At 71.9% G+C, this 18,054-nt stretch carries 18 protein-coding genes and 1 pseudogene; 6 read left to right on the top strand and 13 right to left on the bottom strand.

Features of this window, described 5'->3' with window-relative positions; all coding sequences use genetic code 11:
- Positions 1 to 86 precede the first annotated feature (86 nt).
- A complete protein-coding gene (locus AB0K00_RS14305; RefSeq protein WP_363520237.1) occupies positions 87 to 692 on the bottom strand; it encodes a methyltransferase domain-containing protein in 606 nt (201 codons plus the stop codon).
- Between the two features lie 137 nt (positions 693 to 829).
- On the opposite strand from AB0K00_RS14305, the gene AB0K00_RS14300 reads away from it, so the two are divergent.
- The gene (locus AB0K00_RS14300) at positions 830 to 2,056 is read left to right on the top strand and encodes an MFS transporter (protein ID WP_363520234.1); all 1,227 of its coding nucleotides are present in this window, start codon (positions 830 to 832) and stop codon (positions 2,054 to 2,056) included.
- A gap of 3 nt (positions 2,057 to 2,059) precedes the next feature.
- On the opposite strand, the gene AB0K00_RS14295 is transcribed toward AB0K00_RS14300, so the two are convergent.
- The gene (locus AB0K00_RS14295; RefSeq protein WP_363520231.1) at positions 2,060 to 2,599 is read right to left on the bottom strand and encodes an SMI1/KNR4 family protein; all 540 of its coding nucleotides are present in this window, start codon (positions 2,597 to 2,599) and stop codon (positions 2,060 to 2,062) included.
- Positions 2,600 to 2,735: 136 nt separating this feature from the next.
- Between AB0K00_RS14295 and AB0K00_RS14290 the strand changes: the two genes are divergently transcribed.
- Positions 2,736 to 3,047: a Dabb family protein gene (locus AB0K00_RS14290; RefSeq protein WP_363520228.1), complete on the top strand. Its 312-nt coding sequence runs from the start codon at positions 2,736 to 2,738 to the stop codon at positions 3,045 to 3,047.
- 51 nt (positions 3,048 to 3,098) lie between these two features.
- Here AB0K00_RS14290 and AB0K00_RS14285 read toward each other — a convergent pair whose 3' ends face one another.
- On the bottom strand, positions 3,099 to 3,815 hold the full coding sequence (locus AB0K00_RS14285; protein ID WP_363520226.1) for a septum formation family protein: 717 nt from the start codon (positions 3,813 to 3,815) through the stop codon (positions 3,099 to 3,101).
- A 106-nt stretch (positions 3,816 to 3,921) separates the two neighbouring features.
- Between AB0K00_RS14285 and AB0K00_RS14280 the strand changes: the two genes are divergently transcribed.
- Complete coding sequence (locus AB0K00_RS14280; RefSeq protein WP_363520224.1) at positions 3,922 to 4,827, top strand: SAM-dependent methyltransferase; 906 nt, start codon at positions 3,922 to 3,924, stop codon at positions 4,825 to 4,827.
- 10 nt (positions 4,828 to 4,837) lie between these two features.
- Here AB0K00_RS14280 and AB0K00_RS14275 read toward each other — a convergent pair whose 3' ends face one another.
- The 3 genes from AB0K00_RS14275 to AB0K00_RS14265 form a co-directional block, all read right to left on the bottom strand.
- Complete coding sequence (locus tag AB0K00_RS14275) at positions 4,838 to 5,428, bottom strand: DUF3995 domain-containing protein (protein ID WP_363520221.1); 591 nt, start codon at positions 5,426 to 5,428, stop codon at positions 4,838 to 4,840.
- Between the two features lie 20 nt (positions 5,429 to 5,448).
- Complete coding sequence (locus AB0K00_RS14270; protein ID WP_363520218.1) at positions 5,449 to 5,961, bottom strand: hypothetical protein; 513 nt, start codon at positions 5,959 to 5,961, stop codon at positions 5,449 to 5,451.
- A 108-nt stretch (positions 5,962 to 6,069) separates the two neighbouring features.
- Positions 6,070 to 7,272 (bottom strand): FAD-dependent monooxygenase, encoded by a 1,203-nt coding sequence (locus AB0K00_RS14265; RefSeq protein ID WP_363520216.1) that lies wholly within the window; start codon positions 7,270 to 7,272, stop codon positions 6,070 to 6,072.
- A gap of 134 nt (positions 7,273 to 7,406) precedes the next feature.
- On the opposite strand from AB0K00_RS14265, the gene AB0K00_RS14260 reads away from it, so the two are divergent.
- Positions 7,407 to 7,940, top strand: coding sequence for a hypothetical protein (locus tag AB0K00_RS14260; RefSeq protein ID WP_363520214.1), 534 nt, complete (start codon positions 7,407 to 7,409; stop codon positions 7,938 to 7,940).
- Between the two features lie 18 nt (positions 7,941 to 7,958).
- On the opposite strand, the gene AB0K00_RS14255 is transcribed toward AB0K00_RS14260, so the two are convergent.
- The 6 genes and pseudogenes from AB0K00_RS14255 to AB0K00_RS14230 all read right to left on the bottom strand — a co-directional run.
- On the bottom strand, positions 7,959 to 8,534 hold the full coding sequence (locus AB0K00_RS14255) for a GIY-YIG nuclease family protein (protein ID WP_363520211.1): 576 nt from the start codon (positions 8,532 to 8,534) through the stop codon (positions 7,959 to 7,961).
- A 152-nt stretch (positions 8,535 to 8,686) separates the two neighbouring features.
- Positions 8,687 to 10,231 carry a PH domain-containing protein gene (locus AB0K00_RS14250; protein ID WP_363520208.1) on the bottom strand — a complete coding sequence of 515 codons (1,545 nt, stop codon included), beginning with the start codon at positions 10,229 to 10,231 and terminating at the stop codon, positions 8,687 to 8,689.
- Positions 10,228 to 10,728, bottom strand: coding sequence for a PH domain-containing protein (locus tag AB0K00_RS14245; protein ID WP_363520205.1), 501 nt, complete (start codon positions 10,726 to 10,728; stop codon positions 10,228 to 10,230). Before AB0K00_RS14245 ends, AB0K00_RS14250 begins: the two co-directional genes overlap by 4 nt.
- A 75-nt stretch (positions 10,729 to 10,803) precedes the next feature.
- A complete protein-coding gene (locus AB0K00_RS14240) occupies positions 10,804 to 11,664 on the bottom strand; it encodes an alpha/beta hydrolase (RefSeq protein ID WP_363520202.1) in 861 nt (286 codons plus the stop codon).
- A 14-nt stretch (positions 11,665 to 11,678) separates the two neighbouring features.
- Positions 11,679 to 12,560: an alpha/beta hydrolase gene (locus tag AB0K00_RS14235; protein ID WP_363520382.1), complete on the bottom strand. Its 882-nt coding sequence runs from the start codon at positions 12,558 to 12,560 to the stop codon at positions 11,679 to 11,681.
- Positions 12,561 to 12,704: 144 nt separating this feature from the next.
- Positions 12,705 to 12,863 (bottom strand): annotated as a pseudogene (locus AB0K00_RS14230) (hypothetical protein); the annotation flags it as partial.
- Between the two features lie 204 nt (positions 12,864 to 13,067).
- Here AB0K00_RS14230 and AB0K00_RS14225 point away from each other — a divergent pair.
- Positions 13,068 to 13,481, top strand: a complete 414-nt coding sequence (locus AB0K00_RS14225) for a cellulose binding domain-containing protein (protein ID WP_363520199.1) — start codon at positions 13,068 to 13,070, stop codon at positions 13,479 to 13,481.
- A 673-nt stretch (positions 13,482 to 14,154) separates the two neighbouring features.
- Positions 14,155 to 14,331, top strand: a complete 177-nt coding sequence (locus tag AB0K00_RS14220) for a hypothetical protein (protein WP_363520196.1) — start codon at positions 14,155 to 14,157, stop codon at positions 14,329 to 14,331.
- Positions 14,332 to 15,426: 1,095 nt separating this feature from the next.
- Here AB0K00_RS14220 and AB0K00_RS14215 read toward each other — a convergent pair.
- Positions 15,427 to 17,835 (bottom strand): tetratricopeptide repeat protein, encoded by a 2,409-nt coding sequence (locus tag AB0K00_RS14215; RefSeq protein WP_363520193.1) that lies wholly within the window; start codon positions 17,833 to 17,835, stop codon positions 15,427 to 15,429.
- Positions 17,836 to 18,054 lie beyond the last annotated feature (219 nt).

The raw sequence follows: 18,054 nt of genomic DNA, 5'->3' as shown, positions 1-18,054 counted from the left end.
CACGCGGTTACGCGGGCCACGGGACCGCGACGGTTATGCGGTCCCGCAGGACCGCGACGGTTACGCGGGACGCTGGACCGTGACGGTTACGCGGGACGTAGGACCGTGACGAGGAAGTCGGCGCCGGCGGTGAACGGGCGCAGGTCCCATGTCGCCAGCATCAGGTCTGCAACCAGCCCCGCGGCCGCGGCGTCGGCGACGAACTCGTCGAAGTCGTAGCCGCGGCCGGCGCCGAACCCAGCCACGACCCGGCCGGCACCACGCAGGTGCGCCCGCACCCGGCGCAGGACCTCCCGCCGGGTGTCCACCGCGACGAACGTCATCACGTTGCCGGCGGAGACAATGGCGTCGAACCCGTCATCGATGCCCTGCGCCGGCAGGTCCAGCTCCGACAGGTCGCCGACGAGCCACCGCGCCGCGGGATGGTGCCGCCGCGCCGCCGCGACCAGGACCGGATCGAGGTCGACGCCGAGCACGTCGTGCCCCGCCGCGGCGAGGTGACCGCCGACGCGACCCTGACCACAACCGGCGTCCAGGATCCGTGACCCGCGCGGCAGCATCGCGTCGATGAGCCGAGCCTCGCCGGCCAGGTCGGCGCCGGCCTCGGCCATCGACGCGAAACGGTCGATGTATCGCTGCGAGTGCGCCGGGTCGGCCTCGACGAGCTCGAGCCAGCCGTTGCGGTGCGACATCCACGCCTCTTTCGCTGCGTTCGTCCGGCTTTTCGACTTTCGGCTTTCGGCTTCTTCGACTTTCGAAAGCCCGACCGCACCAACGGATGGCCGTGGTTCGGCATGATGTCGACCATACGTCGTCCCGTGGAGGTCCGGTGTCAGCGTCTCCGCCGCGCGCTTGGGCGCCGATCGTGTTCGCGTACGCCGCCTTCGTCCTGGTCGGTCTCAGCGCGGGCGTCGGCGGGGTCCTGCTGCCCGCGCAGATCCGTGACTACGGGCTGGACAAAGCGACGATCGGCGTCACGTTCTTCGCCTTCTCGGCGGGGTTCCTGCTCGCCGGGGCCACCGCCGGGGCGCTGATCCACCGGCTCGGGACGCGGGCGGCGTTGAGCGTGGGCGGGGCCGCGTTCATCGTCGCCGGGCTGGCAACAGCGACCCGTCCGGCGTTCGTCGCGCTCGTCGCGGTGCAGGTCGTCGCCGGGTACGGCACCGGTGTCCTCGAATCGGTGCTCAACGCCCACCTCGCCGCGCTGCCCTCCTCGACCACGCTGTTGAACTGGTTGCACGCGTTCTTCGGCGTCGGCGCGCTGATCGGGCCGCCGCTGGCGACGTGGATGCTGGGCTTCACCGCGTGGACGTCGGTCTGGCTCGTCCTCGCGCTGGCGTGTGTGCCGCTCGTGGTCGGCTTCCAGGCCACGTTGCGCCCACTGCCCGCCCGGCCGCCGGACGGGCACCCGCCGCGGGAAGGACTGTTGCGGGTCGCGGTCCGCCGGCCCGCGGTCCTGCTCGGCGCCGCGTTCCTCGCGGTGTACGTCGGGCTGGAGATCAGCGTCGGCAACTGGGGCTTCAGCTTCCTCGTCAGCGAGCGCGGCCACGGCGACCTCCTCGCCGGCTACACGATCAGCGGGTACTGGCTGGGCCTGACCCTGGGCCGGTTCGTGCTGAGCCCCCTCGCGGCGCGCCTGCGCTGGACCGCGACTCGGCTGACGTTCGCGTGCCTGGTCGGCGTCACCACCGCCACCGCGCTGCTCTGGATGGCGCCGGTACTGGCCGTGCCCGCGCTCGCCCTCCTCGGCTTCTGCCTCGGCCCGATCTTCCCGACCACGATGGCGGTCGCCCCGTCCCTGGCCTCGCAGCGGCTGGCACCCACCACGATCGGCCTGCTGAACGGCGTGTCGGTGCTCGGCGGCGCGCTGTTCCCGTTCCTGGCCGGCGCGATCGCCGAGAGCATCGGCCTCTGGACGTTGCCGCCTTTCGCCCTCGCCCTCGCCGTCGCACAACTGGCCATCTGGTGGCGCACCGTCCGGCACCTGACCACCCCTGCGGACGAGCGGCTCCCACGTTCACCCGGACCGACCCGCCGCCGCCCGGTGCGTCGGTGACCATCACCTGGTGGGGGAGGCATTTGGATGCTCCCGACGTTTGTCGACCAGCGCTGTCAAAGCGTGGAGTTCGGCTTGGGCTGCGTCGATGACCGTCGCGGTGGGCCGGTGCAGCTCACCGGTGTAGCGCTGCGCGACCGCGGTCAGCGCGGGGATGGGCGTCGTCGTGCGGTTGGTGCCGTCGACGGTCTCGAGAGGGCCGACGCCGTTGGCCAGCAGCCACAGGTAGTCGCCGAGATCCTTGGCAACCACGTGCAGCTCGCCCTCGGAACCCAGGAACACGATGGGCTGGGTCTCGATCTCGGCGTCCGCAACCCGGATCCAGAAGGCCGCAAGACCACCAGACCCGTCTTGCCCGAAGACCCGGAACGGCACTGCATCCACAGCCGGGTTTCCGATCCAGGACCGGCACCACTCAAGCGTCTCGACAGACCACATGAACTCGTCGTACGGCTGGAAGTCGTGACCGTCATGGTCGTCGCAGAAGCGTTCAACGTGAGCAGCAGCCAGCGCCGCCGGCAAAGTACGGTCCTCGCCTTCCACCAACGAAGTCTATGCGGTCCGTCGATCCCACCCGCGTCGTTGGTCTCGTGATCGATCCAGTCGGTCTGATCCGCGGGTCGCGTCCGCGCTGGTGGTGTAGGAGACGGGTCAGCGGTGTGTGTTGTAGCGTGCCGACGTGTTCATCCACTCCGTGTACTTCTCGCTCCGGTCCGACCTCACGCCGGCCGAGCACGACAGGTTTCTCGCGGGCGTCCGTTCCCTGCTGACCATCCGGTCTGCCATCGACGGCAGCTTCGGCCCGCCCGCCGGCACCGACCGGGCCGTCATCGACCGTGCCTACTCGTACGGCATGGTTCTCAGATTTCCCGACCAGGCGGCCCATGATGCCTACCAGACCGATCCGGTGCACGACGCGTTCCGCGACGAATGCGGCACGCTGTGGTCAGCGGTACGCATCTTCGACCTCGACACCGACCTGTTGAGCTGACGGTCACGCCTGCCGTACACCGTCGGGAGCGGCCCACCGCGCTGCGCGGCCTCAAACGGGGAGCGGTCCGGTCCGGAGGCCCTTGACCGAGCCGGTCAGGACGTCCTTGCCGGACACCTCCACCACGACGCAGCCGGTCCGCTCGCCGCCGCGCGGCGTGGTCAGCCAGTGCGACCGCAGATCGCCGCGGGTCGCGAACTCGTCGTCGCTCAGCCCTAGGTAGGCTGCCCCCGCCTGCCGGCAGCTGGTGTCGTGATCGCCGCCGTCCACAACGGACCCGACGTACTCCGCCGAGTGCGCCTCGGCGCACGTCAGGTACTTCAGCACGCCATTGGTGTAGTGGCCGCAGGTGATCGCCATCGGCCGGTCCCCGCGCATGGTGCCCTGCAGGCTCCCGGTGTGCGGCGCATCGGTACCGTCGGAGTCACTGACGACGACCAGCCCGCACGCCAACGACGTGAAGTCCTTCCGGACGTAGTTGAGCAGGCGCAGGTCGATCCGGGCGTCCGCGAGCGACCCGCCGAGGAACTCCTCGGCCGACCGGTGACAGCCGGCCTCGGCACCCTCAGGGTAGAAGAAGTCGACGATCTCGGCCTCGTGTGACTCGGTGCAACGCGAGGACGCGAGCTTGCCGGCGTTGGTCGTGCTCGCAACGCAGCCTTTTTCGCCGGACGCGTGATGATTCGGGACGATGCGCCGGTACAGCGCGAAACCACAACACGACAGCACGAGGGCAACGGCCACACCGATCGCAATCTTCAACTTCACGCGCGGAAGATACCCGTCGGACACGACTCTGGCAGGCCCGCCCGCCGCCCTGCCTTGCTGCGGCGGGAGCGTGGAGATTCGCCGGGACACGAGGAAGGTGTGGGACGTGGCGGGACACCGCAGCTGGGATGTCACCACCGGGCCGGGCATCACGGCCCTCGGCCTTGCCGCGTCGCGTACCGTCGAATCGTCGCGTCCGGACGCGTTGATCGACGACCCGTTCGGCGCCGCGTTCATCCGCGCCGTCGAGTCGCCGGTCGCGTTCCCGGTGCGCTGGCCCGAGCCCGGCGCTGAGGTCGGTGACCGGGACGCGTTGCATCTGCACGGCTCGCGCTACATCGGGGTGCGCTCACGGTTCTATGACGACGTCGTCCTCGAGGCGGTCGGCGGTGGCGTCCGGCAGGTCGTGCTCCTCGCCGCGGGCCTGGACACCAGGGCGTTCCGGCTCGGCTGGCCGCCCGGAGTGACCGTGTACGAGCTGGACCAGCCGCAGGTCGTCGCGTTCAAGGATGACGTGCTCGATCACGCGGGTGCCAGCCCGGCCTGCGTCCGCGTCCCGGTCGGCGCGGACCTGCGCGAGGACTGGCCGGCGGCGTTGACCGGCGCCGGGTTCGACGCCGACGCCCCGGCCGTCTGGGTGGCGGAGGGGTTGCTGGCGTACCTGCCGGCGGAGGCGGAGGATCAGCTGCTGCGGCGCGTCGACGAACACTCCGTGCCGGGGAGCCGCCTTGCGCTGGACCACATCGTCCAGGTGGACCACCTCGCCGCCGACCGTGCGCCGCTCGACGAGCTCAGCGAACGGTCCGGTGTCCAGATGCGGTCCCTGATCAATACCGAGCGGCGCGGGGATCCGGCGGAGCACCTGCGGGCGGCCGGCTGGAGCGTCGGCGAGGAGCCCGTGGCGGCCGTGGCGGCACGGTACGGCCGGGACCTGTCCGACCCGTTCGGCCGGCAGGCGACGCCACCGTGGCTGGACACCCGGTTCCTGAGCGCCGTGCTGGATCGTCGCTGATCAAACGCCGTCATTCGGCTCGGTGCGGCGGGTCCGGTTGCTCGTCAGCACGGCGACTGGCGGACCAGGCGGTCGCACCGTAGAGGACGCCGCCGATGAGGAAGTAGAAGTCGATCGTCCGGGCGGACCACAGCGTGTACGCCGAAGGCGTGGCCGTGCCCAACACCTGCTCGTACGTCAACCCGGACAGACCGGTCGGCGACCCGAACACCGTGCGCATCGCATCATCGAGGAACGCGGCCACGGCACGCACGCTCAGCAGGCCTGCGGCAACCCACGCCATGGTGATCAGGATCCATCGCGGGATGCGCTTGCCCCACCGCTGCACGAACGCCAGCGGCAGCACCGTACCGATCACGAACAGCGCCAGCACGACGGCCGCGAACACCCGCTGCCCGGCGGTCTGTGCCGACGGCAGCGGATCGGCCTGGTCACCGAAGCCGAACCGGCCGCCCAACTCCCAGTACACATGCAGCGCGTCGAACACGACGATCCACCCGAAGGTGACCGCCGCCGCCTGCCGTAGCCGCCGTATAGCCATGGTCATCGATGCTACAAGCCGGCAGGATCTGCCGGTGCGGGACGGCGTGCCGATGGACATGGAGCAGGCATGGGAACCGGCTACATCTTCAAGGCCGGGCAGTACGGCTTGACCGCGGCATTGGCCTTGTCCATCTCGTCGATGGGGTCAATGGTGGCAAAGCTGTCGGCACGCCAGGTGTCCGCGTAGACCACCGAATACTGCTTGATCGCTGCCTTCGCCGCGGTATCGGCGGCCTTGGCCAGCTCGGCGTCGATCACCCTGTCCAGCCTGCTGAGCACGACCTCGGCATCTGCCTTGACCTTCGCGATCTGCTGCTGGTCATGGCTGAGCGCCGCCTTGGCCATCGCACTGCCGAGCGGCAGCAGCTGGCCCTCTTCTGCCTTGTAGGCGGCCACCACCGCCTTGCACACCGCCTCGGTGTTGGCTTTCACGTCAACGGTGGCGCTCGGTGCGGCCGCCGCATTCGTGGCTGCCCCGCCCGCAGCCGCCCCGTTCGTGGCCGTTGTGGTGTCCGGCTCCTTGGTGCATCCGGTGGTCAGGCCGACCATCGTGGCAAGGAGCAGCACCGGTAGCAGTCGTGGCGTTCGCATGTTGTCTCCCCGTGTCGTGAACCAGCGACAGCAGCATAGAGACCACCACCGACATTTTTCTGCTCCGATGCTTTGGAGGAGTTGCGGGCCAGATGCGGAGAGGGCCAGTCAGCCTTCGATGAGCGTCGCGATGCGGCGTGCGGTGGCGCGGTCCTGCACCAGCCTGCCGAGCACCTCGCGCAGTGCCTCGCCGGTCTCGTCGTCGGCTTCGAGCGTGACCTGCAGGCGCGTCAGCGCGAGGGTGCGTTGCGCGGCAGGGTGCCGCTCCGACTGGTAGGCATCGAGCTGGGTCTGCGGCGCTGCGCCGCGCAGTACCGCGGCGAGGGTCGTGCCGAGGGCGATGGCGTCGAGCAGGCCGGCGTTGATGGCCGAGCCGCCGGCGCTGAAAATGTGCGCGGCGTCGCCGGCGAGGAAGACCCGGCCTTCCCGGTACCGTTCCGCGTGCCGGCTGTTCGCGACGACGCTCCTCGCGGCATAGGCCGTCGTGTACGGCAGATCGGTACCCAGGACGCGGCGGAGGCTTGCCCGCAGTTCGTCGTCGCTCAGCTCGTTGGTCGGTTCGCTGTCACCGCGTGGTTCGTGCGTGCTGACGATGTACACGTCATCCGGGGCGGAGCGGTCGAGCGCGTCGGCGGGGGCGATGGTGATCGAGCCGTGGCCGGTCCGGTTGGGCTGGAAGGGCACGAGCTGGCCGACGCCGCGCACGTCGATGCGATCGCCGACCCGGGCCACGGCTCCCGCCGGGATGGTGAGGCGGGCCAGCCGGGAGATGTTGGTGCTCGTGACGCCGGGGAAGCCGATGCCGAGGCTCTTGCGCACGAAGCTGTGTGCGCCGTCGCAACCCACGAGGTACCGGGCGCGCAGCTCGACGGGCGCGCCTTCGGCGGTGGCCTGGACGGTCACGCCGTTGCCGTCCTGCTCGAACCCGGTGACCTCGTGCCCGCGCAAGACCGTGGCGCCGAGGCGCGCGGCGCGCTCCGCCAGCAGGCCTTCCAGCCGGTGCTGTGGCACCGGGAGCACGTGCAGTGGACTGCGCAGCAGGCCGAGTTCGAGGGTGAGCGGGCCGAAGCGAAACCGCGGTGGCCGTACCACCCGCAGGCCGGTGCCCCGCAGGAGCTTGCGTCGCCGCAGCTCCAGCACGGCCCGGCCGACAACGCCGTTGCCTTTTGGGATCTGGACCGGCTCGGCGGTGTCGTCGAGAACGACCGCACGGACACCTGCGCCGGCGAGGTCGCCGGCGAGCAGCAGGCCCGTTGGCCCGGCGCCGACGATGACCACGTCAAGGACGGATGCATCAGTCAGGGTCGACATGGCTGTCAACCTAACTTGACACGCGATCCTTTGTCAACCCAGGTTGACACGTACGGTGGCCACGTTGTCGACTGCCGGACTGCTCGGCTGCGAGGATCCGTTTCGGGTGGTCAGGATTGCGGGTATCAGCGGGCATGGATCGTCATTTCGTCAAGGCGTTGCTCTTCGCCTGGGACCGGGCCGAGTTTCGGACCGGGCTGCAGCATGTGATTGACCTCGACGAGGTGACCAGCCTGCTCGCCGCGCTCTCCGTCGAGGATCACGACCACGAGGTCGAGCTGCGGGCGATGGACCTGCTCCGCTCGGGCCTGGACACGGCGGAGATCCGGCGCGCGACGCTGCTGCTCGTCGAGGACGACGACATCCGGCACAACCTCGCGGCGGGCATCGCCGGCAGCATCGCTGACCGGCCGGGCCTGGCCCTGTCGATCCGGTCCGCGCTGGACGATCCGGAGGTCCGCGCCGACCTGCGTGACGCGCTTGAGTCGGCGCCGCTGCGGGCGGTGATCTGGAAGGTGGTCGAGAACCAGTTCCGGGGGCGCCGCTGGGCGTTGATCCGCGAGGCGGTGATCCTCGTCGTGCGGCATCGCCACGCCCGCCGTCTCGCGTGGGCGCTGCGGCGCCACGGCGTGATCCGCGAACTGCGCGAAAAGCCGGCGGACGGGTGAGCCGCACCGGGCAAACGGCTAGGGCTCGACCGGGCTGCTGCTGGTGTTGTACGAGTGCTTGGCGGCGACCACGGCCGCCTGGAGGTGCTCGGGGTCGACGCCGCTCACGTTGAGCGGCGGGTGCATGCGCCGGACGAGCTCGGCCTCGATCGATGCCGGCTCCGCGTCCTCCGCCCAGGTCAGGCGCAGGTGCGTGTGCATCCACGCGGTCAGCCGCGTCTCGTCCTCAGGGACCAGGACGACGCGATCGGTCCAGGTCGTCCGGTAGCCCTCGGACACAAGCAGCCCGGCCAGCGTGCGGCGCAGCGTCGAGCTGCCCGAGCGCCGCAGATGGTTGCGCAGGATCCGGCCCCGCAGGCTGGTCGCCCGCCCGAGGTACAACAGCCGCAGCGACGGGGCGCTTGCATTCGGCGGCCCGGCGAGGTCGGGAAAGACCGTTGGCGCAGCCCACCAGGCGTAGACGCCGCTGCCACGGCTGAGTCTCTTGACGGCGACACCGAGTCCGAACGGCACGCCGGAGAGCAGCCGCAGCGCCTCCTCGACCCGGGCTCGGTCGATCGGGACGTTGTCGGGTCGCGCTTCGGAAGTGGTCATCGGGACCATGCTAGGCGTGCAGCAGTGGGGACAGGCCGTCGAGGATGACGTCGAGGCCGAACTGGAAGCCGTGGTCGTCGTGGTGGCCCTCGGTGAGCTGCCCGCGGGCCACCTGCAGGGGAAGACGCGCCCTGACTTCCGAGGCGCAACGATCACCGGTGGCCGCGCACGTCCTCGGCTGACGGCTGGAACTGTTCCAGCAGGCCGGGGACGGCGGTGCGGGCCACCCGGATCGCCTCGGCGTCGGGGACGTCGAGGATGGAGTACCGCTGCTGGCCGCCGGCCGTGGTGGCGGTCAGCGTGGTCAGACCGGCCCGGCGCTGGAACAGCGAGGTGGTCATGTTCCAGCCGATCACCGCGTCGGTGCGCAGGACGTAGCGGCGGCGCACCAGGCTGCCGTGCCGGCTGACCAGCCAGTCGGGGGTGAGGGTGTGGCCCAGGGACCCGGCCCGGTCCAAGGCCAGCAGCGCGCCGATCGGCAACAGCGGCACCGCCGTCCAGAACGCCCACCACGGGGCGCCGGCGAAGAGGACGAACGCCAGGACGATCAGGATCAGCACCGTGCTGAACGTGAAGGCTCGGGTGAACCTGCGCACGGTGGCCCGGGAGCCGTGCCGGGTCAGGGTCGCGGTCAGCGGGTCCGCGTCGCCGATGACCGTGCCGGCCAGGGCCACCGCGACGGCCCGGGGCGCGGGTGGCAGCAGGACCGAACCGCCGCGCTCGGCGCCGCGGCCGACCCGCAGGCCGGTGGCGATGGCCAGAACCCGGGCGCCGCGCACCGACCGCAGCAGCAGCGGCTCGCTCAGCTCCACGCCGCGCAGCCGGCGCTCCTCGATCGTGGTGTTGCGGGTGGTGAGCAGGCCCCGCCGCACGTGCAGCGTGCCGCTGCTGTGCCGGCTCAGCCGGAACTTCCAGAATGCCAGGACGTAGCCGCCGGTCGACGCGACCGCGGTGAACACGACCACCGCGGCGGCCACCAGGAGGATCGCCACCGGCAGGGGCCTGTCGCGCAGGTCGTTGATCGCGTCGTGGACGACGCCGATCTTCGTGAGGTCGATGTGGCTCTCGTTCACCAGGCGGGAGCCGATGCCGAACAGCACGCCGATGGTGAGCAGGCCCGATAGCGTGAACGGGCCGTACCTGATCCAGGCCGGGCGCATGGCCGCCAGCACGGTCTCAGACGTGGCCTCGGCGGGCTGGGAGACGCCGGCCGGCTGGGCCGCGGGGCGGTGCAGCAGCTCGCGGTGCAGGTTCTCCGCGGCGGCGGCGCTGAGACCGTCCAGCTTCACGCCGTTGTTCTTCTTGTCGGTCTTGCCGGTGCCGACGGTGACCCGGGCCAGGCCGAAGATGCGGTGCAGCACGTGCGACGTGACGTCCACGGTGCGGATCCTGTCCCGCGGCACCGTCAGCGTCCGGCGGCGCAGCAGCCCCCGGCGGACCTGTACGGAGGCCGGGGTGATCCGGAACGAGGTGGTGAAGTAGCGCAGGAACCCGAGCGCGATGCCGATGCCGCCGATGCCCAGCGCCCACCAGCCGCCTTCGCCGCCGTCGCCGTTGCGCAGCCCGATCAGCACCGCGAGCAGCGGGAAGATCAGCCGCCGTAGCTCCATGACCGGGTGTACCGCCAGCATCCGGGGGCTCAGCCGGCGCCAGCGTTCCTCGACCGCCACCTCCGCGGGTTCGACCGCCGTGGTCACGTCGCGTCCCCGGTGCTCTGGCCGACCCGGGTGGTCAGGTCGGCGACCAGCTGGTCGGCGTCCTTCGCGGCCAGGCCGTCGATCTTGATGGGGCCGGCCGCCGACGCGGTGGTCACGGTCACGTTCGCCAGCTTGAACAGCTGCTCGATCGGCCCGCGTTCACTGTCCACGGTCTGCACCCGGGAGATCGGCGCGATCCGCCGTTCCTGGCTGAGCCAGCCGGTCTGGGTGTACACCGCGGTGTCGGTGGCCTCCCAGCGGTGCACCCGGTAGCGCCACTGCGGCATCACCGTCAGGTGCGCCGCGGCCAGCACCAGCCACACCGCGCCCACGACCAGGTGGGGGAGCCGCGCGCCGTCGCTGTCGGCGAACCACCAGATCCCCTGGGGCACGAGCAGGACGATCCACAGCACCGCGGCCCTCGCCGCCCAGTACCACAGGGCGCGGGGGCTGACCCGGTGCAGGGGAGGCCGCAGCCGCACCACATCTGCCGTCATTGTCACGCCTTTCAGGGTCGCATCCAGCCTCCAATCATCATGGGCCCGTTCGTCGTGGGATTGGCGGTACAAATGTCATGGGTTGGCGGCGAGGAACTCGCGCATGGCGGTGGCGATCGCCTCGACGTGGGTCTCGAGGGCGAAGTGGCCGGTGTCGACGAAACGGACGTCGGCGTCGGGGAGGTCGGCCTTGAATGCCTCGGCGCCGGCGGGCAGGAAGAACGGGTCGTTGCGGCCCCACACGGCCAGCAGCGGCGGCCGGGAGGTCCGGAAGTACTGCTGGAACGCGGGGTAGAGCGCAACGTTGCTCGCGTAGTCACCGAACAGGTCGAGCTGGATCTCATCGGCGCCGGCCCGGGCGAGGTAGTGGTTGTCCAGCTCGTAGCCGTCGGGGCTGACGCGGGCCGGGTCGGGGACGCCGTGGGTGTACTGCCAGACCGTCGTCTGCGGTGCCAGGAGCGTCCGGATCGCCTCCCGGTTGGCCGGCGACGGATCCTTCCAGTAGGCCTGGACAGGGGCCCAGGCGTCGCTCAGGCCGGCCTCGTAGGCGTTGCCGTTCTGGGAGACGATCGCGGTGATCCGTGCGGGGTGCCGGGTGGCGATCCGGAACCCGACCGGCGCGCCGTAGTCGAACACGTAGAGCGCGAAGCGGTCGAGGCCCAGCCGTTCGGTCAGGCCGTCGATGACGTCGGTGAGGTGGTCGAACGTGTAGTCGAACCCGGCCCGGGGCGGCATGTCGGACTTGCCGAAGCCGGGCAGGTCGGGAGCGACGACGTGGAACCGGTCGGCGAGCAGCGGGATCAACGAGCGGAACATGTGGCTGGCGGACGGGAAGCCGTGCAGGAGCAGCAACGTGGGCGCCGACGGGGCGCCGGCTTCGCGGTAGAAGACCGTCAGGCCATCCACGTCCGCAGTGCGGTATGCGATGTCGACCATGACAGGGCTCCGTCCTACTGGAGAAAGGACATGAGCTGGCGGGCGGTCTGCGATGGTGCCTCCTCCGGAATGAAGTGGCCGACCGGCACCGGCACGCCGCGCACGTCGTCGGCCCATGCCTGCCACAGCGCGAGCGGATCGTCGTACAGCTTCGCGACCGAACCGTGCTGGCTCCACAGGAACAGCACCGGGCAGTCGATCTTCCGGTGGCCGCGGTCCTCCTCGTCCTGCTGGTAGTCCAGGGTCGCGGCCGCGCGGAACTCCTCGCAGATCGCGTGGACCGTCGAGGGGTCGCTGAAATGCTCGATGTACCGGGCCCGCAGCGACGCCGGGAACGCGTCCTTCACCTCGGCCCACGTGTCGAGCATGAAGTCCACCATGGTGGCCGGCGCGGCGCCGATGAACTGTTCCGGCACCGGCTCGGGCGCGGCGAGGAAGGACCACTGCCAGTAGGTGAGGCTGAAGTCCTTGTCGGCACGGTCGTACGCCTCGCCGACGGGCACGACGTCCATCACGGCGAGCCGGCGCACCGCGTCGGGGTGATCCAGGGCGAGCCGGTAGGCGCAGCGCGCGCCGCGGTCGTGCCCCGCGACGCTGAACGTGTCGTAGCCCAGCTGTCGCATGACCTCGAGCTGGTCCCGGCCGAGGGCGCGCATGCTGTACGGCTCGTGATCGGCGGTGCTGGGCGGCTTGCCGCTGTCGCCGTACCCGCGCAGGTCGGTGGCGACGACGGTGTGCCGCTCGGCGAGGCGGGGCGCCACCCGGTGCCACATGAGGTGGGACTCCGGGATGCCGTGCAGGAGCAGGACCGGCGGGCCGCTGCCGCCGAGACGCCCGTGGATCGTCGCGCCCGCGGTCGCGATGTCGAACGTTTGGAAGCCATCGAACACAGCCACGCACCTCCCGAACCGAGAGACTGAAGCGGTGTCTCTAGCCAGTTTCGCCGTGCCGAAACGTGCGCCGGCCCGGGCCGGCGACCCGCAGCGCGGCGCCCGTGCCCTTCTCGGCGCGGTCCAACGAGTCGCGGGCATCGTGAGCCAGGACGGCGCTGTGTCCTGCAGGAGGATGGTGTACGCCGAATCGACGTGCCCGCGCGCGGCGAGGACCGGTAGCAGGTAGCGGGTCGACAGGAAGCCGGTGCCGACGTGGCCGTCCGCGGCGGAGACGAGCGCGCCGAGCCTTCCGGACCGCGACGACATTGCCTTCGCATCGTTCCTCGACGGCGAACCGCTACCGCTGACACTGCCGGTCGGGGATCGATTCGTTGACCGGCGGGTGGGCGGGTCGGTAGATTCCAGGCCGCGAGAGCCGCGGTGGGAGCCGAGCGGCCGGCGCGGCCTGTGGGGCCGTGAGTCCGGCGTGCGCCGTGTCCGATCCGTACCCCACCCCCTCGTGGAGGCTCCGTGCCCCGTCTTGTTCGCTTCCCTGCCGTTCGCTTCTTGGCCGTTGCCTTGGCTGCCGTTCTGCCGTTGGCCTGGGTCGCGCCTGCGTCTGCGTCTGCGGGTGCCGCTGGTGCCGTCGCGTGCGACTACCGGTTCGTCGCCTGGCCCAGCGGGTTCGTCGCGGACCTCACGATCACCAACCATGGCCCGGTTGTGGTCGGGTGGACAGTCCGGTGGACGATGCCCGCCGCGACCGGCAACCTGAGCGTCTGGCAGGCGAAGATTGAGCAGCCAGACCCGTTCACGATGGCGGCGACGAACGTGCCGTACAACGCGGTCATCGACACCGGCCGCTCGGTGACGTTCGGCTGGACCGCCTCGGCGACAACCACGGCCGCGCCCACGGACCTCACCGTCAACGGCACACCCTGCTGACAGCGTGCCGCCAGGGCTCTTGGGCGCTGCGGCGCGTGTGGTGTCGATTACATGGGGTCATGGCGCTGGACCTGGTGGTGTGCAGGCTCGAGAATGGAGGGGTAGCGCCTACCGGGGGGAGGCGGCACGTGCCACGACCGTATTTCTCTTTGGAAGCACCAGATTCCGGGTCGACCGCGACGGTTGGGTCGATCGACTGGGATGCTCGTTTCGCCGCGCAGAGGGCCGAGTGGCAGCGTCGGTGGGATGAGAAGGCTCGGGTCAGGGCGGAGTTCGCGGAGGCCCGCGCGCACGGGCTGGCCGCCCGGCACGCAACGAAACTGGCCCGGCTGCGAACCGCCCGATTGCTGGCCGATGCGGCCTCTTCTGCGCCGGCAATGAGCGCGGAAAGAGCTACGCCGGAAGACCGGCCGACCACCGCCAGCCCCACGCCGACTGCTACCGCCAGTTCCGCTCCGCCCGCCGTCAGTGCTGAGCCGGCGCTCGCCCGTTCCGCGCCGATTGCTACCGCCAGTTCCGCTCCGCCCGCCGGTGCCGGTGCCGGTGCCGCTGCTAAGCGTGCCGCTGCCGTCAGTTCCGCGCCGGCCGCTGCCGTCAGTGCTAAGTCGGCCGCCGCGGTCAGTGCCAAGCCGGCCGCCGTGGTCAGGCCGGCGCCGGCGGTGGCACCGACGGCGTGGCCAACGTCCGGCGACCCGGCAGTCATGATCAGTACAGCACCGACGGTCACGGCGGGCCTCTCCTCAGCGCCAGCGCCAGCGGCAACGGATCGGCCGACGCCGACGCCGACGCCGACGCCGACGAGGGCGATGGCGATGGCGCCGACGATGGCGGCTTGCCAAGCACCACGTGATCCCGCAGTCACGGCCAGCCTCGTGCCTCCATCAGCCCTGGCAGTATCGGCCGGCGGCGCGCCGCATGACGCAGCAGTCACGGCCATTCCCGCACCAGGCGATGCAGCCGACGACACCTCGGCAGCCGCGCCCGCTCGCCCGGCAGCTGAGTCGCAACCGTCGATCCAGAACGCTGCGGCAACACCGGGCACTCGCTCGCATCCATGCCCCACAACCACTGAGTCCTCTCGAGCGCGGCCCGTGCACCAGCCGGCGGACATCCCAGGGGCTCGTCGCGAACACCGCACACGGCACAACCCGCTCCGCCGCCACTCCTGCGTGCCGACCGACGCCCCGCACCATGTGGGCCACGCCGCGCGGGCGTCCGGCAACCGTTTGGCATCTGCAGCGACGCCAAACCGGGGCCCGCCCTGCGCTGGCATGGCGCCAACGCCTGCCTTCCGCTGACGGCGCGTCGTCCGCCACCGCCGCCAACGGGACGCCTGCGCACGCCCAAAGTCGCCCGGACCCCGGTGTCAGCGCACCGACCATTCCCTCACGCTTTCCTGCCTCCGCCTCCGCCTCCGCCTCCGCCTCCGCCTCGCCACGCCCGCCCCGCCGCACGCCGGCGTCTGCCCGAATGCCGCGTTCAAACCCGCCGCTGCCGCGCCCGCCGCGACTCGACGCGACCTGGCCTGAGTGCACCGACCATCCCGTCATCCGCCCCCATCCGCCGCCCCGCCGCGCTCGGTCCCGCCGCGCCCGCGCCCGGCCTCGCCATGCCCGGCCTCGCCATGCCCGGCCTCGCCATGCCCGGCCTCGCCATGCCCGGCCCCGCCTCGCCACGCCTGCGCCCGCGTCTCGCCGCGCCCACGCCCCGCCACGCCCGCGCCTGCGCCCGCGTCTCGCCGCGCCCGCGCTGCCGGTGTCTGCGCGGAAAGCTGTGTTAAACCGGCGCCCGCCTCGCCACACCGCGACCTGACGTCAGCGCACCTGCCGTCCCGTCATTTCGCCATCCGCCGTCCCGCCCGCCCGTCTCGCCGTCCGCCCGCAGTGTTGCGGCACGCCATGATGGCCTTGCCCTGCGGGAGGGTGGCGTGCTGTCTGGGCTGTCGCTATGCGGGATGAGGGTGGTGGTTGTGGGGCGACGGGTCGAGGGTGGTGGGTGGGTGCTGGCTGAGGTGGGGGGTGCAGCGTGACAGGCCGTCCAGCGCGTGGGTGAGGGTGTGGCGGTCGCCGGTTTGTTCGGCCAGGGCGCGGGCGGCCGTGAACCGGTGGGCGGCGGCGGCCGGGTGGTTGGTGGCCAGCAGGACGTCGCCGAGGGTGTTGAGCGTCTCCATCTCCAGGCCGCACTCGCCTGTGGCGCGGCTGATGGTGAGGGCGCGGCGCAGGTGGCTGAGCGCCTTCGTGTGGTGGCCCATCCGGTGGTACACAGCGCCGATGGTTGCGTGGGCGCTGCCCTCGCCGCCTCGGTCGGCGGCGGCGACGCAGCGCTCCAGGGCCTGTCGCAGGCGGGTGAGAGCCTGGTCGTGCCGGCCGGTGGCGCTCTCGACGGCGCCGAGGTTGCCCAGTGCGTAGCCTTCGAGGCGGCGGTCGCCGAGGGCGGCGAACAGGGCCGCGGCGTGCTCCAGGTGGCCGAGGGCCTCGGTGTGCCGGCCCATGCGATGGTACGTGAACCCGAGGTTGAGCAGTTGTGCGGCTTCGCCGTGGCGGTCGCCGGTGGCGCGGTACATGGCGAGGGCGTCGCGGAGCCGGGCCGCGGCCTCCTCGTGGTCACCGAGCCGCTCGTGCACCAGTGCGAGCCGGGCCGTCGCGCGTGCCTCGCCGGCCGTGTCGCCGGCAGAACGGTGCCCGTGCAGCGACCGTCCGAAGTGGAGCTTTGCCCGGTCGTGGTCGCCGAGTAGCCAGTGGATTGCGCCGAGGTTTGTGTGGACGTCGGCGTCGCCGTGCACCGCGGCGGCGGTGTGCAGCGCGAGTGCGTCGCGATAATGGCCGCCGACCTCCAGATACCGCCACAGGATCCGAGACAGCTCGACAGCGGCCTCGGATCTGGCAAGGACGATGAGCCCGGGCCGTTCCCGGTCCAGCCACCGCTGGGCCCGCTCCGGTGTGTCCACAATGGACGAAGCGGTGGGTCGGGTCGGGTGGTCGTGCGGGAACAGGGTGGCGGTTGCAGCGGCCGCGGTGTGCAGCAGGTGGGCGGTGAGCCGGTCCATGGCGGCGCGTGACCCGTCGGGTCCGAGCTGCCCGGCGAGCTCGACGCTGTAGGCCCGCAGCAGGTCATGCATACCGAACCAGCCGTCGCCGGCCGGCTCGACCAGGTGCGCGCGGGCCAGCTCGTCCAGGGCTGAACGGCCGGCGGGGAGCGGTACACCGGCGAGCGCGGCTGTCGCAGGACCGTCGACGACCCGGCCGGGGTGCAGCCCGAGCAGCCGGAACGCGAGCGCGGCCGGTGGGGTGAGATGCCGCAACGACCAGGAGAACACCGATCGCAGCGCGGTGCGCGGGTCGCCGTCGGCGTCGAACGCGTCGAGGCCGTCGTTGTGCAGGTCGCGGTGCCGGGTCGCGGCGACCCGCAACGCCAGCGGCAGGCCGGCGCACCGCTCGGCCAGCAGCTCCACGGTGCCGGTGGGGGCGTCCGGGCCGATCAGCCGCCGCAGCAGGGTGAGCGAGTCGGCCCGGTCGAGGCGGCCGAGGCGGATCGGGTGTACGCCGTCGCGGGCGACCAGGCCGCCGAGCGCGTCGCGGCTGGTCACCACGACCACGCAGGTGCCGGTGCCGGGCAGCAGCGGCCGGACCTGGTCGGCGGCGGAGGCGTTGTCCAGCACGACGAGCAGGCGCCGGCCGGCCACCTCCGTGCGGTAGCGGGCGGCGCGCTCGGCGGTCGTGGCCGGGACGCCGGACGCGGGGACGCCGAGGCCGCGCAGGAGCTCCGCGAGGGCGTCGCCGGCGTCGACGGGCTGCTGAGGGTCGTATCCGCGCAGGTCGACGTAGCACTGACCGTCGGGGAACCGGGCGGCGACCCGGTGCGCCCAGTGCACCGCCAGCGCGGTCTTGCCCACGCCGGCGGTGCCGGCGATCAGCGCCACCCGCGGCACGAAGCGGTCCGGGCCGCCGTCCAGGACGGTGTCGAGGTCGGCGAGCCGCGACGCCCGGCCGGTGAACGCGGGCACGTCCGCCGGCAGCTGCCTGGGGACAGGTGTCGACGGGGGAGCGGCGGCGGCCGGGCGGCGACCTTCCTGGACCCGGTCGCGGGCGGTCGCGAGGGCGCCCTGCTCGGCGGGCGACGCGCCGAGCAGGCGGATGAGGACGTCGAACCGGTCGGTCGGCGGCAGGACCCGCCCGGCCAGGTACCCGCCGATGATCCCGTGCGACCAGCCGGTGGCCGCGGCCAGTTCCCGGTAGGTCAGTTCGGTGCCGCCGCGCCGCCGGGCGTCCCGGCGCCGCAGTTCACGCAGCAGCCGCGCCAGCTCCGCAACAGTGCGAACCCCCGCCACCGCCGCCAGATCCGCAACGGTGCGCACACCCGCGGCCACCGCCGGGCCACCAACAGCGCGCGCACCCGCGACCGGCGCCGCGAGGGCGTCGGCGGCTGCGGTGCGGGCGCGGCGGTCGATGCGTGGCAGCGTAGGCGGATACCCACCGCAGTGGGGGGGGGGGGCCGGCCGGGGGGGGCCCCCCCCCCCGGCGGCGGGGGACCCCCCCCGGCGCGCGGGGGCGGGGGGGGGGGGAAAAAGCCCCGG

Source organism: Dactylosporangium sp. NPDC049525, assembly GCF_040676755.1.
In the GTDB taxonomy this organism is placed as follows: Bacteria; Actinomycetota; Actinomycetes; order Mycobacteriales; family Micromonosporaceae; genus Dactylosporangium.
This window is presented reverse-complemented; position numbering and strand designations above follow the sequence as displayed.